Below are 15214 nucleotides of genomic sequence, written 5' to 3' on the forward strand. Positions count from 1 at the left end.
ATGACAAGGCGTCCGTCGTTTCCCACCCTGATGCTGATCCTCGGCCTGCTGTTCCTCTACCTGCCGATGGTCATCCTGGTGATCTACTCCTTCAATTCGTCGCGGCTGGTGACGGTCTGGGCCGGCTTCTCCGCCCACTGGTACCTGGAGCTGCTGCGCGACCGCCAGATCCTGGCGGCGGTCTGGACCAGCCTGCGCATCGCCTTCTTCGCGGCGACCATGGCGGTCTGCCTGGGGACCCTGGCGGCCTTCGTGATGGTGCGGTTTGCGCGGTTCCGCGGCAAGACGGCGCTCGCCAGCATGGTCACCGCGCCGCTGGTGATGCCCGAGGTGATCACCGGCCTGTCGCTGCTGCTGCTGTTCGTGCAGATGGCCCAGGTCATCGGCTGGCCGGCGGACCGCGGCATGGCCACCATCTGGATCGCCCATACCACCTTCTGCAGCGCCTATGTGGCGGTGGTGGTGTCGTCGCGACTGCGCGAGGTGGATCGCTCCATCGAGGAGGCGGCCATGGACCTGGGCGCCCCGCCGGTCAGGACCTTCTTCCAGATCACCCTGCCGGTGATCGCACCGGCGCTGGCCGCCGGCTGGCTGCTGGCCTTCACCCTGTCGCTGGACGACCTGGTGATCGCCAGCTTCGTCTCCGGCCCCGGGGCCACCACCCTGCCCATGGTGGTGTTCTCCTCGGTGCGCATGGGGGTATCGCCCAAGATCAATGCCCTGGCCACCCTGATCATCCTGGCCGTGTCGCTGGCGACCTTCATCGCCTGGTACCTGATGCGGCGCAGCGAGGCTCGCCGCCGCCTGGCCGTGGCCCGGCAGGAGGCCTGACGTGACTCGGCCCGATTGTGTCTCGAGGAGTGAATCGATGAGCGACACCTTGCCCCGGGAGCACGTCGCTTCCTGGTATGCCGCCTCTGCCAACCCCGCCCCGGCGCGCCCGGCACTGGCGGGCGAGCTCGAGTGCGATGTCTGCGTGGTGGGAGCCGGTTTCACCGGCATCTCGTCCGCCCTGCACCTGGCCGAGAAGGGCCTCTCCGTGGTGGTGCTCGAGGCCTCCCGCGTCGGCTTCGGTGCCTCCGGCCGCAACGGCGGCCAGATCGTCAACAGCTACAGCCGCGACATGGACGTGATCGAGGCGAAGTACGGCCTGGATACCGCCCGTGCCCTGGGCGACATGGCCTTCGAGGGCAACCGCATCATCCGCGAGCGGGTCGAGCAGTACGCCATCGACTGCGACCTCCGCGACGGCAACCTCTTCGCCGCCTGCAACCGCAAGCAGCTCGAGGGGCTTCGCGAGCACCAGGCGCTGTGGAAGCGTTACGGCTACCGCGAGCTGGAGCTGCTGGAGGGCGAGGCGGTGAAGCGCGAGGTCGCCTCCGAGCGCTACGTGGGGGCCCTGGTGGACCATGGTGGCGGTCACCTGCATCCCCTCAACCTGGTGCTGGGCGAGGCCGCGGCGCTGGAGTCCCTGGGCGGGCGCATCTTCGAGCAGTCCCCGGTCAGCGAGGTGGTCCACGGCGAACCGGTGGTGCTGACGACGCCAGGCGGCCGGGTGCGCGCCGAACGGGTGGTGATGGCCGGCAATGCCTACCTGCAGGGCGTGCTGCCCGAGATTGAGGGCAAGTCGATGCCCTGTGGCACCCAGATCATCACGACCCAGCCCCTGGGGGAAGCACTCGCCCGGGAGTTGATCCCGAACGACATGGCGGTCGAGGACTGCAACTACCTGCTCGACTACTACCGGCTGACCCTCGACAACCGCCTGCTCTACGGCGGCGGGGTCAACTACGGCGGCGACGACCCTGCCGACATCGAGGGCGTCATCCGGCCCAAGATGCTCAGGACCTTTCCGTCGCTTGCCGACGTCCGGATCGACCACGCCTGGAGCGGGACCTTCCTGATGACCCTGAGCCGCCTGCCCCAGTTCGGGGTGGTCAACGGCAACGTCTACTACGCCCAGGGCTACTCCGGACACGGTGTCACCTGCACCCACCTGGCCGGGCGGCTGATCGCCGAGGTGATGCACGGCCAGGGCGAGCGCTTCGACGCCTTCGCCGGCATTCCCCACCTGCCGTTTCCCGGCGGGCGCCTGCTGCGGGTGCCGCTCTCGGCCCTGGGCGCCTGGTACTACGCGACCCGCGACCGGCTCGGCGTCTGAGTTCAGAACAGCCCGGTGATCTCGCCGTGGTCGTCGATGTCGATATGGGCGGCAGCCGGATCGGCGCCCAGCCCGGGCATGGTGCGGATGTCGCCGGCCAGGGCATAGAGGAAGCCGGCCCCGGCGGAGAGTCGCACCTCGCGGATCGGCAGGGTCCAGCCGACGGGGGCGCCGAGCAGCGCCGGATCCGAGGAGAGCGACAGGTGGGTCTTGGCGATGCACACCGGTAGGCCGCCATGGCCCTGCTCCTGGTAGGCCTCGAGCTGGCGGCGGGCCTCGGGCGAGAAGGCGACGTCGTCGGCACCGTAGAGCCGGGTGGCGATGCGTTCGATCTTGGCCGCCAGCGTCATCGATTCCGGATAGAGGAAGTGGAAGTCTCCTCCGCTCTCGGCGGCCTCGGCGACGGCCTGGGCCAGCTCGAGGGCGCCGTTGCCGCCATCGCGGACATGGGTCGATACCGCGGCGCGGACCCCGGCGGCCTCGGCGACGTCACGGATGACGGCATGCTCGCTGGAAAAGTCGCTCGGGAAGGCATTGATGGCCACCACGGGCGTCACCCCGTGGACACGGATATTGTCGATCTGCTTGATCAGGTTGGCGGCACCCGCGCGCACGTCCTCCGGGTTCTCCGCCTGCATGGCGGCGGGGAGCGGCTTGCCGGGCACCACCCGGTAGCGCCCGGAGTGATACTTCAGCGCCCGCACCGTGACCACCAGCACCGCGGCGTCCGGCGTCAATCCCGAGGCGCGGCACTTGATGTTGAAGAAGCGTTCCGCGCCCATGTCGGCGCCGAAGCCCGCCTCGGTGACCAGGTAGTCCCCGCCGTGGATGCCGATCCGGTCGGCGACGATGGAGGAGTTGCCGTGGGCGATGTTGCCGAAAGGCCCGGCATGGATGAGCGCCGGGGCGTGCTCCAGGGTCTGCAGCAGGTTGGGCTTGATCGCCTCCTTGAGCAGGGCGGTCATGGCACCGGCGGCGCCGATCTCCTCGGCGGTGACCGGCTCGCCGGACCGGGTGTAGCCCACCACCATCCGGCCCAGGCGCCGGCGCAGGTCCGGCAGGGAGTCGGCCAGGGCGAGCACCGCCATGACTTCGGAGGCGGCGGTGATCTCGAAGCCGCCCTGGCGGGGTATGCCGTCGGTGCGAGGGCCGAGGCCCAGGACGATGCTGCGCAGCGCCCGGTCGTTGATGTCGACGGCCCGTTGCCAGCGGATGTTCTGCGGGTCCAGGTCGGCACCGTGGCGGTGGTGGAGGTGGTTGTCCACCATCGCGGCGAGCAGGTTGTGGGCCGCGGTGACCGCATGGATGTCACCGGTCAGGTGCAGGTTGATGCGCTCCATGGGGACCACCTGGCTATAGCCGCCGCCGGCGGCGCCGCCCTTGATGCCCAGGGTCGGCCCCATGGAGGACTGGCGGATGGCGACGGTGGCCGCGTGGCCGAGCAGTTGCAGCCCCTGGACGAGGCCGATGGAGGTGGTGGTCTTGCCTTCGCCGAGCGGGGTGGGGGTGATCGCCGAGACCACCACGTAGCGAGCTCGCGGGCGCCCGGCGAGGGCTTGCTCGGCACCCAGGTCCAGCTTGGCCACGCCCCGCCCGTAGGGCTCCACGGCCTCGCCGGGCAAGCCCATGCGGTGGGCGATCTCCTCGATGGGCCAGAGCCGGGCCGTGCGGGCGATGGTCAGGTTGTCCGGTATCGATGGCTGTTCGTCTACGACGGCTTGCGGAGTGGTGGTCATCGCCGAGCCTCCTGGGGTATCGACCGGGTCGGGTGGGGTGGGGGTCTGCTACGCTCAGTATCCGTGGCGTCGGGTGGCTGGATTTGCCCACCGACGTCAACGGACTTGGCTACAGCGACACCGGGACCGCGCAACTATCCGCGTGGATCGACTGTCGTTAAAGTAGAGGACACGGTTCCGGGAGGAAGGCGCGATGTCGTCGATTGCCACACCGGGGAAGGGTCACTACGAGATCGGCTTCCTGCTGGTGCCGGGGTTCTCCCAGCTCGCCTTCTCCTCGGCGCTGGAACCCCTGCGCATGGCCAATCATCTCACCGACCGTCGGCTCTACACCTGGCACCTGGTCAGCCGGGACGGCGCTCCGGTGCGGGCCAGCAGCGACCTGGCCACCGGGGTTGACCATGTCATGGAGGAGGCGCCGCCGCTGGACCTCGTGGTGGTGTGTGCCGGCATGGACGTGCAGCACCATTGTGACCGCCCCACCCTCAACTGGCTGCGGCGCCTGGCCGCCCGCCACGTTCCCCTGGGGGCGGTCTGCACCGGTGGTTACGTGCTCGCCCAGGCGGGCCTGCTCAAGGGCTATCGCTGCACCCTGCACTGGGAGCACTTCTCGAGCATCCACGAGGCGTTGATGTTTCCCGAGGTGACCTTCACCTCGCAGCTGTTCGTCATGGACCGCGACCGCTATACCTGCTCCGGGGGCATTGCCCCGCTGGACATGATGCTGACCCTGATCGCCCGCCAGCAGGGCCTGGAGCTGGCCGAGGCCATCGCCGAGGAGTTCATCCACGAGCGGATCCGGGGCGTGGGAGACCACCAGCGTAACCCGCTGCGGGTGCGCCTCGGCCACAGCCACCCCAAGCTGGAGGAGGTGGCGACCCTGATGGAGTCGAACCTGCAGGAGCCGCTGTCCCTGGACGAACTGGCGAGCTATGCCGACCTGTCGCGGCGGCAGCTGGAGCGGCTGTTCCAGCGCTATGTCGACTGCCCGCCGCTGAAGTACTACATGGAGCTGCGGTTGATGCGGGCGCGCCTGCTGCTGCGACAGACCCACATGCCGATCACCGACGTCGCCCTGGCGTGCGGCTTCATCTCCCCGCCGCATTTCACCAAGTGCTACCACGACCGTTACGGTCATTCGCCCAGCCGCGAGCGCAAGCGGCGCAGTGACCGGGCGACGGATGTCGCGACCCAGCACGCCGAGTCGTCGGCGCCGCTTGCTCCTCCCGGGGAGGGGTGACCCCCGGGGGCGCGGTCGCCAGCGGAGGCGACCAGGCACCGTCCGGGAAGGCGGCGAGCCAGGCGACGATCGGCGAGACGCCAGGCGCCGATGCTTGACACCGGATGGTCGAGCGCAGCCAATATTCGGACAGCGCCTAGCCCTTCGGGCGGTGATTCTCCGGGTCGTACAGGGCGCGGTGGCCGACCGCCTCGACGCGCAGCGGATAGTGCTCGCCGAAGTACTCCATCAGGAGCGTATGGCCCACCCGGGCATGCTCCACCGGCAGGTAGCCCAGGGCGATGATCTCGCCCACCGAGGGGCCATAGGCGATGCTCGTCACGTAGGAACGGCGACCCAGGCTGTCCACCAGCACCTCGCCGCTGGCCGGATCGAGGATCGGCGAGTGCCCCACCGGATAGCGGGGCATGCCCTGGGCATCGTGGTTCTGCCGCAGGGTCAGGGTGCACAGGTAGGCCGGCTGGTGCTCCCGTTCGCGCTGTGCCAGGTAGGCGGCCTTGCCGTGGAAGTCCACCGGCTTGACCCTGGGGCGTGCCAGCCCCGCCTCGTACAGGTTGTACTCGGTGAGCAGGTCGACGTTCTGCAGCCGCAGGCTCTTCTCGAGCCGGCGGCTGTTGGCGTAGGTCTCGATGCCCACGGGTGTCACGTCCTGCTCGAAGAGCAGGTCCCACAGGGTCAGCCCGTAGCTGAACGGCGTGTAGAGTTCCCAGCCCTGTTCGCCCACGTAGGAGATGCGGAAGGCCCAGATCGGCAGCCCGCGTACCCGGATCTCCCGGGCCGTGGCGAAGGGGAAGCGCTCGTTGTCGAGTGCCTGCGGGTCGTCGGCGAGTGCCTGCAGCGTGCGGCGGGCATTGGGTCCCCACAGCCCCAGGGTGGCCAGGGTGTCGGTGCGGTCCTCGATGTGGATCCGTTCCAGCCCCCTGGCCTCGGCCAGGCGTGTCATCCACACGTAGTCGCGATGGCCGGTGTCGCCGCCACAGACCACCCGGAAGGTGTCGGCGGCCAGTCGGATCACGGTGAGGTCGGAATGCACGCCGCCGGCCGCGTCGAGGAAGTGGGTGTAGACCCCCTTGCCGAGCGGTGTCTCGCCGCCCACCCGGGCCACCGAGAGGGTCTCCAGCAGCGTCTCGGCGTCGGGCCCGGAGACGTCGAAGATGGCGAAGTGAGAGAGGTTGATCATGCCCACGTCCTCGCTCAGGGCGAGGTGCTCGGCATTGGAGACCCGCCAGAAATGGCGGCCGTCCCACTCGGCGGGGCGTTCGGGCACCCGGTCGCCGTAGCGCTCGAGCAGCTCCTCGTTGGCGGCATAGCCGTGGGCGCGCTCCCAGCCCGCCGCCTCCATGAAGTAGCCGCCGAGTTCCTTCTCCCTTGGCCAGAAGGGGCCGCGTCGCAGGTCGCGGCCGGATTCGAAGGGCTCGCGGGGGTGAACCGGCGGGTCGTAGATCTTCCTGGCGATCTCGAGGCAGCGCCCCTCGACATGGGCCGGCGTCTTCTGCACCGGGTAGAAGCGCGCGATATCGATGCCGAAGGGGTCGAGTTCGGGCTTGCCCCTGGTGATCCAGTCGGCCAGCACCTTGCCCATGCCCGGACCATCCTTGACCCATACCGCCTCGCAGAACCAGAGGCCGCGTGTCTCCGGCGACTCGCCGACCAGGGAACCGCCATCGGTGGTGACCGACAGCAGGCCGTTGAAGGAGTGCTTCTCGTCCCAGCCCAGTTCACCGAGCACGGGGGTGAGCTCCACGGCACGGGTGAAGGCGTGCATGACCTGGTCGAGGTCCAGGTCGCGCATGGAGGGCGACAGCCGGGCCTGGTCGCGCTCGAGGATGTCGGTGGGGCGTACCAGGCGTGGCGAGCTGGCTTCGTAGTAGCCCCACTCGAGTTGCCCGCCCTCGGTGGTGGCCGGGTCGCCGGTGTCGCGCATGTAGGCCGAGTTGCCCTGGTCGCGGAACAGGGGATAGCCGATTTCCTTGCCGGTACCCGTGAAGGCCTCGAAGGGGCCGAAGAACATCAGCGGGTGCTCCACCGGCATCAGCGGCAGCGCGGCGCCGCCCATGGCGGCCGGGATCGGTCCCCAGATCCCCGAGGTGACGATCACCACCGGTGTCTCGATGAAGCCCCTGGCGGTCTGCACGCCACGCACGCGGCCATCCTGGATGTCGATGTCCAGCGCGGGGGTGTCGGCGAAGGTGCTGAGCCGGCCCGAGGCGACCGCCTGCTCGATCAGCTCGCCCGCCACCTGCTGCGAGCGGGGCACCACCAGCCCCGCGTCCGGATCCCACAGGGCGCCCTGGATCAGCTCCCGGCGGGCCAGGGGAAAGCGTTCGACGACCTCGTCGGGTCCGATCAGTCGGACATTGGTGCCGAACGCCTTGCCCGAGGCGACCTTGCGCTTCAGCTCCGCCATGCGCTCGTCGTCGCCCACGCGTGCCACCTCGAGGCCGCCCACGCGCTGGTAGTGCCCCAGGCGCTCGTAGAAGCGCCGGCTGTAGGTGGTGGTGTAGCACGACATCTTGTCGTGGGACGTCATGTAGCAGAAGTCGGAGGCGTGGGAGGTGGAGCCGATGTCCGAGGGAATGGCGGACTTGTCGAGTCCCACCAGGTCCTCCCACCCCAGTTCGATCAGGTGGTGGGCCACCGAGGCGCCGACGATGCCCCCCTGGCCGATGATCACCGCATTCGCGCGCTTGGGTAGTGTCGCCATGAGTGCTCTCCTGTGGTGACCCGCCCGCCGACCCGGTCCTGCTCCCTGGCTTCAACATAATGCAGGCCCGGACCGTCTGCTATCCCGCGACGACCCCGACTTGCGTTGCAGCGACAGGCCGGCGCTCGCGGACCCGGCGTCGACAGGGGGCGTGTCGCAGCCACCTAAGTGGCCGTCGCCGCTGGTGTCACGAGGCGGTGCCGCCGGCGCTAGCTTCGATGCAAGGACGACCCTCCGCTGTCCGTCCGAGGCCAACCGGTACAGGTCTGGAATGTCGAGAGGAGCAACGATCATGTCCCAGGTCATCGAGAGCATCGAGCACACCGCTGCGGCGCCGGAAATACTGCTCTATCCGCGCATCCGCAAGTCGCCGTTCTTCCATGCGTCCCGTCGCCACGGGGTGCGCAAGTACAGTGTCTACAACCACCACTACCACCCGCGGCTGTATACCGATCCCGTGGATGAGTACTGGGCCCTGGTGCAGGGCGTCACCCTCTGGGACGTCGGCGTGGAGCGGCAGATCGAGATCTCGGGCCCGGACGCCTTCGCCTTCACCCAGATGCTGGTACCCCGCGACATGCGCCAGTGCCGAGTCGGGCAGTGCAAGTACGTCTTCGTCACAGCGGCCGACGGCGGCATCATCAACGACCCGGTGCTGCTGCGCACCGAGGAGGACCGCTTCTGGCTGTCCCTGGCCGACAGCGACGTGCTGCTGTGGTGCCAGGGGCTGGCCCATAACTCGGGCATGGACGTCACCATCCGGGAGGTGGACGTGGCACCCGTGCAGGTCCAGGGCCCGAAGGCCAAGCAGGTGATGGTGGACCTGTTCGGCGAACGGGTACTGGAGATTCCCTACTACCACCTCATGGAGGCGGAGCTGGAGGGCATGTCGGTGGTCGTCTCGCGCACGGGCTATTCCGGCGAGATCGGCTACGAGATCTATCTCCGCGACGCCAGCCTCCACGGCGAGCGGCTGTGGCAACGGGTCTTCGAGGCCGGTCGTCCCCATCAGATGCAGGTCATCGGCCCCTGCCACATCCGCCGCATCGAGGGGGGGATCCTCGCCTTCGGTTGCGACATCTGGTACGACACCAATCCCTTCGAGGTGGGCATGGGGTACGACTGGATGGTCGACCTGCGAGGCGATGACGACTTCATCGGCCGCGCGGCGCTGGAGCGCATCAAGGCCGAGGGGGTGTCGCGCAAGCTGGTGGGCGTGGAGATCGATGGCCCCAGCGTCGGCCACTTCACCGACGGTTCGATGATCGACGTCTTCCCCGTGTACGACGCCGCCGGCGAACGCATCGGCAAGGTGACCTCGGCCACCCACTCGCCGCGCCAGGATCGCAACATCGGCTACGCCATGGTGCCGACGGCCCATGCCGAGCTCGGCACGGCGCTGCGTATCGAGGCCAATACCGGGATGCAGGATGCCGTGGTGGTGCCGAAGCCGTTCCATGATCCACGCAAGGAAATCCCCAAGGGCTGAGCCATGAATGACCTGCTGCGGTTAACCACCGTCGAGGAGACAGGCAGTTGCTGTGCGGCCCTGGCCGCCCCCCGCTACGAGCTGCTGCCGATCAAGGGCATGCCGGAGGCGGCCCGGGAGCTGCCTCCCGGTGCGGTGGTCACCGTCACCTGCTCGCCGCGACACGGCCTCGAGCGGACCCTGGAGGCCGCCGAGTGGCTGATGGGAGCGGGCTTCCGGGCGGTGCCCCATATCGCCGCTCGCCTGGTTCGCGACCCGGCCCACCTGCGACGCCTGGTGGAGCGCATGCTGGCCGCCGGCATCGATGACTGCTTCGTGGTGGGCGGGGATGCCGGCCGCCCGGCCGGGGAGTACGCCGGAGGCGTGGAGCTCCTCGAGGCCATGGCGGCCATGTCGGCAAGGCCCGCGCGCCTCGGGGTGCCCGCCTACCCCGAGGGCCACCACCACTTCGACGACCTCGCCCTGCAGCGGGTCCTCGACGCCAAGGCGGCGCTGGCCGACTACGCCGTCACGCAGATGTGCTTCGAGCCCTCGACGGTACTGGCCTGGCTCGAACGGCAGCGCCAGTCCGGCATGTCGCTGCCGGTCCATGTGGGTATCCCGGGCGTGATGGACCGCACCCGGCTCCTGTCGGTGGCCAGGCGCATCGGCCTCGGGGCCTCGACCCGGATGCTCGGCCGCCGCAAGGGGCTGGTCGGACGGCTGCTGCAACCCGCCGTCTACCGTCCCGACGATCTCCTCCAGGGGCTCCTGGCGGCACTGGGGGACGGCGACAGGGGGATCGCCGGCCTGCATGTCTACACCTTCAACCAGGTGGGCCCCACCCGCGCCTGGCTCGACGAACTCCATGCGTCGCGTTGCGCCTGGAGCGGACTCGGGTCGCCGGCGGCGCCGGCGACCATCGCCGACCAGCCCGGCTGACCTCCCCGCCCGCCTGGCGTGGCCGCGAGGATGCGGTGTCAGGGCAGGGCGGGGCTGTCTCCATTCACCGACGGCTGGTCAGAGAATATGGAAGTCACCTTCCGCCGCTGTCTTTGCCCTCCGGGCGGCATATACTCGGTGCATCGCTTCGAGGGGGCGCAGGAGGCGCCACTTCGATATCGCAATCCTTCCCGTGTCATGCATCTCCCGGAGCCGATGCCCCATCATCGCAAGAGACGCCCGAGCGTCCCAAGGAGGTGACAGATGAGCAAGTCGATCATGGTCGGTACCACGCTGGCCGTACTGGGCCTGGGGGGCCTCGCCTTCGGGGCCTGGCAGGTCCAGCAGGAGAGCGGCCCGCAGTATGCCGAGATCGTCGGGGTCGAGGCGCTGACCCGCACCGTGGAGACGCCCCGCGAGGTGTGCGAGGACGTGGTGGTTAGCCAGGCACCCAGCCAGGCGCCCAGTCGGGACCCCAACCGCATCGTCGGCACCGCGGCCGGGGCCATCGTCGGTGGCCTGCTCGGCAACCAGGTGGGCGGTGGCAGCGGCAAGAAGCTGGCCACCGTGGCCGGTGCCGTGGGCGGTGGCCTGGCCGGCCGCGAGGTCCAGGGGCGCATCGAAGCCAACCAGCGGGCCCAGGCGGCCCCGTCCCAGACCACCCAGCGGCAGTGCCATACCGTGGTGGATACCCATCAGGAGACCGAGGGCTACGAGGTCACCTGGCAGCATGGCGAGGTGACCCGGACCAGCCGCCTGGACAGCCCGCCCGAGGGCGACCGGGTGTTGCTCGAGGAGGGGCGACCGCAGTGGCAGGCGGTGGTCGCCAGCGAGGGCTGAACCGTCCCGCCGGAAGAGAATGACGCCCTGGCCAGTCGCCGGGGCGTCGTCACATGGGGGCAGCGACCTGTCAGACGTGGCGCAGGTACCAGTCGTACTCCAGTCGGCTGACCGCCTGCATGGCCTGGGCGCGCTCGGCGCGGCGATTGGCCACGAAGACCCGCAGGAAGTCACCACCCAGCGCCTCCCCCAGCACGGCGTCGGCCTCGAGCAGCTCGAGGGCCTGGTGCCAGCTGTTGGTCAGGCTGGGCTCGAACTGCTCGTAGGCGTTGCCGGTCACGGCCGGCGGCGGCGACAGGCGCTGCTCCAGGCCGTGGGTGATCCCCGCCAGCAGCGCGGCCAGCAGCAGGTAGGGATTGGCGTCGGCGCCGGCGACGCGATGCTCGATGCGGCGTGCCACGTTGGGGCCCGAGGGTATGCGCAGGGCCACCGAGCGGTTGTCGTAGCCCCACGTCGGTGCCATGGGCACATAGAGCCCGGGCTGGAAGCGGCGAAAGGCGTTGAGGTTGGGCGCGCAGATCGCCATGGAGGCGGGCATCAGGGCCAGCAGGCCGGCGATCGCCTGTTGCAGCCGGGGGGTGCCCAGGGGAGCGCCATCCTCGGCGGCGAAGACGTTGGTACCGCTCTCGTCGAGCAGGCTGATGTGTACATGGGTGCCGTTGCCGGCCTCCTGGCCGTAGGGCTTGGCCATGAAGGTGGCCTCGAAACCGTGGGTCAGGGCCACGCCCTTGATCAGCCGCTTGAGCAGCACGGCGCTGTCACAGGCTGCCAGGGCGTCGTCACAGTGGACCAGGTTGACCTCGAACTGCCCCGGGGCACACTCCTTGAGGGCCGTGTCCAGTGGCAGCCCCTGGGCGAGGGCCGCGGTGCGGATGTCCTCGAGGAAGTCGGCGTACTCGTCGAGCTCGAGTATCGAGTAGAGCTGGCTCTGGGTCGCCCGTTCTCCGCTGCCCGGCGAGCAGGGTGGCTGGATCAGGCCCTCGGCGGTGCGTAGTCGATCGACCAGGTAGAACTCCAATTCCACCGCGACCACCGGGGTCAGGCCGGCCCTCTTCAGGCGCTGCAGCACTCGGCGCAGCACCTGGCGTGGGTCGGCGAAGAAGGGGGATTCATCCACCTCGACCATGGTCATCAGCACCTGTGCCTGGCGACCCGCACGTAGCCAGGGGCTGGGCGCCAGGGTGCCGGGTATCGTCCGGCAGACCCGGTCACCATCGCCACTGGCGAGTCCCAGGCCGGTCTCCTCGATGGTGTTGCCGTTGATATCCAGGGCGAACACCGAGGCCGGCAGGTTGACACCATCGCGGCACGCCTTCTCCAGCCTGTCGCGGGGAATGCGCTTGCCGCGCATCACCCCGTTGAGGTCGCTGATCAGCAGGTCGATGCTGTCGATCTCCGGGTGCCGGTCGAGAAAGTGCCGGGCTTCATCGGCAGAGTGAGACGGCATGGTGCACCTTCATGTTGTTCATTGGCTATGCGATATCTTTGATTTCTCCCTCGGTGTTGTCAAATACTTTACGAACGGTGTCCCGGCCGGCAGGCGGTGAGCTTCCCCGTGAGTGCCGGGTGCCTGGCGCCCAATCCCGATATTTCAATTGATCATGGAGGATGAAGTTGTCGATCCGGTCGGGTTGGCAGGTGATGTTGTCCGGGTTATGTTGAGCAAAGCATAACATCTGGGCGCGCAATGAACGAGGAGGAGAGTGCCATGCCGAGCCGGCCCCTGGTGGGGGTGATCGCCTGTCGCCGCGAGGTGGAGGGGCATCCCGCCCACACGGTCACCGACAAGTACCCGAGTGCCCTGCGCGACTATGGCCTGGCGCCGGTGATCCTGCCGGTGTGGAAGGACGCCGTGGAGAGCGAGCTGCTGGCGTCGCTCGACGGCCTGCTGCTCACCGGCAGCTACACCAACGTCGAGCCGCAGCGATACGGTGCCGAGCGTGCCCCGGAGAACACCCGGGATGACCCCCATCGCGATGCCGCGGCGCTGGACTGGATTCCCGCCGCCCTCGACCTGGGGCTGCCGCTGCTGGGCATCTGCCGCGGCTTCCAGGAGCTCAACGTGGCCTTCGGCGGCACCCTTCACCAGGCGGTGCAGCGGGTGCCCGGCCTGCTCGACCATCGCGAGCCGGAGGGCGATCGAGAGGCCCGCTATGCCCCGGCCCATGACCTGTCGATCCTGCCCGGCGGCGTCCTCTCGACGCTCTATCCCCGGCCGAGCGCCCGGGTCAACTCCCTGCACCAGCAGGGTATCGCCGAGCTGGGGCCGGGGCTCGTCGCCGAGGCCCTGGCGCCGGACGGGCTTGTCGAGGCGATCTCGGTCGCCGATGCCCCTGGCTTCGCCCTGGCGGTGCAGTGGCACCCCGAATGGAAGCCCCGCGAGCATCCGCTCCATGACGCCCTGTTCCGGGCCTTCGCCGCGGCCTGCCAGGTCCATCGCGGTGCCCGCATCCCGTCACCCGCCGTCGACGCCTGAGGCCGTCGTCCCGACCCGGAGAGTCATCATGTCGCATTCGCTTCAGGCACTGGATCGTGCCCACCACCTGCACCCCTTCACCGACTTCAAGGCATTGGGCGAGGAGGGCAGCCGCATCATCGAACGCGCCGAGGGGGTCTACATCCACGACGCCGAGGGCCATCGAATCCTCGACGGCATGGCCGGCCTGTGGTGCGTCAACCTGGGCTACGGGCGCGAGGAGCTGGTGACGGCCGCCACCGAGCAGCTGCGCCGGCTGCCCTACTACAACACCTTCTTCAAGACCACCCACCCGCCGGCGGTGAAGCTCGCCGAGACGCTCTGTGCGCTGGCGCCGGCGCACCTCAATCACGTCTTCTTCACCGGTTCCGGCTCCGAGGCCAACGACACCGTGCTGCGCATGGTACGGCGCTACTGGGCGCTCGAGGGCAGGCCCGAGAAGCAGTGGGTGATCGGCCGGGAGAACGGCTATCACGGCTCCACCGTGGCCGGCATGAGCCTCGGCGGCATGGCGCCCATGCACGACCAGGGTGGCCCCTGCGTACCGAAGATCGCCCATGTGCGCCAGCCCTATTGGTTTGGTGAAGGGCGGTTTGGCGAGGGGCATGACACGAGCCCCGAGGCCTTCGGCCGCCAGTGCGCGGCGGCCATCGAGGAGAAGATCCTGGCGCTCGGCGAGGAGAACGTCGCGGCCTTCATCGCCGAACCGGTGCAGGGCGCCGGCGGCGCCATCATGCCACCGGAGAGCTACTGGCCGGCGGTCAAGGCGGTGCTGGCCAGGTACGATATCCTGCTGGTGGTGGACGAGGTGATCTGCGGCTTCGGTCGGCTGGGCGAGTGGTTCGGCAGCGTGCATTACGACCTGAAGCCCGACCTGATGCCCATCGCCAAGGGGTTGTCCTCCGGCTACCTGCCGATCGGCGGGGTGCTGGTCGGCGACCGGGTCGCCGATACCCTGATCGAGGAGGGGGGCGAGTTCTTCCACGGCTTCACCTATTCCGGCCACCCGGTGTGTGCCGCGGTGGCGCTGAAGAACCTCGAGATCATGGCGGCCGAGGGGGTGATCGAGCGGGTCCGCGACGAGCTGGGGCCCTACCTGGCGCGCCGCTGGGCCACCCTGGCCGACCATCCCCTCGTCGGCGAGGCGCGCTCGCTGGGACTGATGGGGGCCCTCGAGCTCATCGACCCGGCCAGCGGCGAGCGCTTCGACAAGGCCTTGGCCGCCGGCAACCTGTGTCGCGACATCAGCTTCCGCCGTGGCCTGGTGATGCGCTCGGTGGGTGATACGATGATCATCGCCCCGCCCCTGGTGATCACCCGCGAGCAGATCGATGAACTGGTGACCCTGGCCCGCGAGGCGCTGGACGAGACCGCCCGGTGCCTGACGGCGAGGGCCGCCGACGAACCGCATACCGAGGAGAGACCCGCATGAGCCGTCCCGAACCCCCCAAGACGCTGGCCGACTGGCAGGCCCTGGCCGCCAGCCTGACCCTGGAGAGTCGTGCCTTCGTCGACGACACCTTCGTCGATGCCGTGAGCGGCGAGACCTTCGAGACGATCAATCCCGCCACCGGCGAGACCCTGGCGCGGGTGGCCAGCTGCGATGCCGCCGATGCGGAGCTCGCCGCGGGCCATGCCCGGGCGGCC

The 15214-nt window shown here is 69.1% G+C and carries 11 protein-coding genes and 1 pseudogene; 9 read left to right on the forward strand and 3 right to left on the reverse strand.

The window, feature by feature from the left end; translation table 11 throughout:
• The gene (locus ACOMD9_RS10295; protein ID WP_421414419.1) at positions 1 to 831 is read left to right on the forward strand and encodes an ABC transporter permease subunit; all 831 of its coding nucleotides are present in this window, start codon (positions 1 to 3) and stop codon (positions 829 to 831) included.
• A gap of 37 nt (positions 832 to 868) precedes the next feature.
• Positions 869 to 2161: an NAD(P)/FAD-dependent oxidoreductase gene (locus ACOMD9_RS10300; RefSeq protein ID WP_421414421.1), complete on the forward strand. Its 1293-nt coding sequence runs from the start codon at positions 869 to 871 to the stop codon at positions 2159 to 2161.
• Between the two features lie 2 nt (positions 2162 to 2163).
• Here the strand turns inward: ACOMD9_RS10300 and ACOMD9_RS10305 are convergent, their stop codons facing one another.
• Positions 2164 to 3897, reverse strand: a complete 1734-nt coding sequence (locus ACOMD9_RS10305; protein ID WP_421414423.1) for a formate--tetrahydrofolate ligase — start codon at positions 3895 to 3897, stop codon at positions 2164 to 2166.
• Between the two features lie 193 nt (positions 3898 to 4090).
• Between ACOMD9_RS10305 and ACOMD9_RS10310 the strand changes: the two genes are divergently transcribed.
• On the forward strand, positions 4091 to 5137 hold the full coding sequence (locus tag ACOMD9_RS10310) for a GlxA family transcriptional regulator (protein WP_421414425.1): 1047 nt from the start codon (positions 4091 to 4093) through the stop codon (positions 5135 to 5137).
• Between the two features lie 136 nt (positions 5138 to 5273).
• Here the strand turns inward: ACOMD9_RS10310 and ACOMD9_RS10315 are convergent, their stop codons facing one another.
• Positions 5274 to 7841 (reverse strand): GcvT family protein, encoded by a 2568-nt coding sequence (locus ACOMD9_RS10315; RefSeq protein WP_421414427.1) that lies wholly within the window; start codon positions 7839 to 7841, stop codon positions 5274 to 5276.
• Between the two features lie 292 nt (positions 7842 to 8133).
• On the opposite strand from ACOMD9_RS10315, the gene ACOMD9_RS10320 reads away from it, so the two are divergent.
• From ACOMD9_RS10320 to ACOMD9_RS10330, 3 genes are all read left to right on the forward strand, one after another.
• Positions 8134 to 9330, forward strand: coding sequence for a glycine cleavage T C-terminal barrel domain-containing protein (locus tag ACOMD9_RS10320; protein WP_421414429.1), 1197 nt, complete (start codon positions 8134 to 8136; stop codon positions 9328 to 9330).
• 3 nt (positions 9331 to 9333) lie between these two features.
• Positions 9334 to 10251: a methylenetetrahydrofolate reductase gene (locus ACOMD9_RS10325; RefSeq protein WP_421414432.1), complete on the forward strand. Its 918-nt coding sequence runs from the start codon at positions 9334 to 9336 to the stop codon at positions 10249 to 10251.
• Positions 10252 to 10515: 264 nt separating this feature from the next.
• Positions 10516 to 11091 carry a glycine zipper 2TM domain-containing protein gene (locus ACOMD9_RS10330; RefSeq protein ID WP_421414435.1) on the forward strand — a complete coding sequence of 192 codons (576 nt, stop codon included), beginning with the start codon at positions 10516 to 10518 and terminating at the stop codon, positions 11089 to 11091.
• 70 nt (positions 11092 to 11161) lie between these two features.
• Here ACOMD9_RS10330 and ACOMD9_RS10335 read toward each other — a convergent pair whose 3' ends face one another.
• Positions 11162 to 12538: a glutamine synthetase family protein gene (locus tag ACOMD9_RS10335; RefSeq protein WP_421414437.1), complete on the reverse strand. Its 1377-nt coding sequence runs from the start codon at positions 12536 to 12538 to the stop codon at positions 11162 to 11164.
• A gap of 261 nt (positions 12539 to 12799) precedes the next feature.
• Here ACOMD9_RS10335 and ACOMD9_RS10340 point away from each other — a divergent pair, with 261 nt between their 5' ends.
• From ACOMD9_RS10340 to ACOMD9_RS10350, 3 genes and pseudogenes are all read left to right on the forward strand, one after another.
• Entirely contained in the window at positions 12800 to 13567 is a 768-nt protein-coding gene (locus ACOMD9_RS10340) for a gamma-glutamyl-gamma-aminobutyrate hydrolase family protein (RefSeq protein WP_421414440.1), read from the forward strand.
• A gap of 28 nt (positions 13568 to 13595) precedes the next feature.
• Positions 13596 to 14999, forward strand: a complete 1404-nt coding sequence (locus tag ACOMD9_RS10345) for an aspartate aminotransferase family protein (RefSeq protein WP_421414442.1) — start codon at positions 13596 to 13598, stop codon at positions 14997 to 14999.
• Positions 14996 to 15214: pseudogene (locus ACOMD9_RS10350) on the forward strand (aldehyde dehydrogenase PuuC); the annotation flags it as partial. The gene ACOMD9_RS10345 and the pseudogene ACOMD9_RS10350, both read left to right, overlap by 4 nt.

It is taken from the genome of Halomonas terrestris (genome assembly GCF_049166755.1).
Taxonomy (GTDB): Bacteria; Pseudomonadota; Gammaproteobacteria; order Pseudomonadales; family Halomonadaceae; genus Halomonas.

Coding starts and splice junctions, on each gene's coding strand:
- ACOMD9_RS10295 (WP_421414419.1), top strand. CDS start 1: ATGACAAGGCGTCCGTCGTTTCCCACCCTGATGCTGATCCTCGGCCTG.
- ACOMD9_RS10300 (WP_421414421.1), top strand. CDS start 869: ATGAGCGACACCTTGCCCCGGGAGCACGTCGCTTCCTGGTATGCCGCC.
- ACOMD9_RS10305 (WP_421414423.1), bottom strand. CDS start 3,897: ATGACCACCACTCCGCAAGCCGTCGTAGACGAACAGCCATCGATACCG.
- ACOMD9_RS10310 (WP_421414425.1), top strand. CDS start 4,091: ATGTCGTCGATTGCCACACCGGGGAAGGGTCACTACGAGATCGGCTTC.
- ACOMD9_RS10315 (WP_421414427.1), bottom strand. CDS start 7,841: ATGGCGACACTACCCAAGCGCGCGAATGCGGTGATCATCGGCCAGGGG.
- ACOMD9_RS10320 (WP_421414429.1), top strand. CDS start 8,134: ATGTCCCAGGTCATCGAGAGCATCGAGCACACCGCTGCGGCGCCGGAA.
- ACOMD9_RS10325 (WP_421414432.1), top strand. CDS start 9,334: ATGAATGACCTGCTGCGGTTAACCACCGTCGAGGAGACAGGCAGTTGC.
- ACOMD9_RS10330 (WP_421414435.1), top strand. CDS start 10,516: ATGAGCAAGTCGATCATGGTCGGTACCACGCTGGCCGTACTGGGCCTG.
- ACOMD9_RS10335 (WP_421414437.1), bottom strand. CDS start 12,538: ATGCCGTCTCACTCTGCCGATGAAGCCCGGCACTTTCTCGACCGGCAC.
- ACOMD9_RS10340 (WP_421414440.1), top strand. CDS start 12,800: ATGCCGAGCCGGCCCCTGGTGGGGGTGATCGCCTGTCGCCGCGAGGTG.
- ACOMD9_RS10345 (WP_421414442.1), top strand. CDS start 13,596: ATGTCGCATTCGCTTCAGGCACTGGATCGTGCCCACCACCTGCACCCC.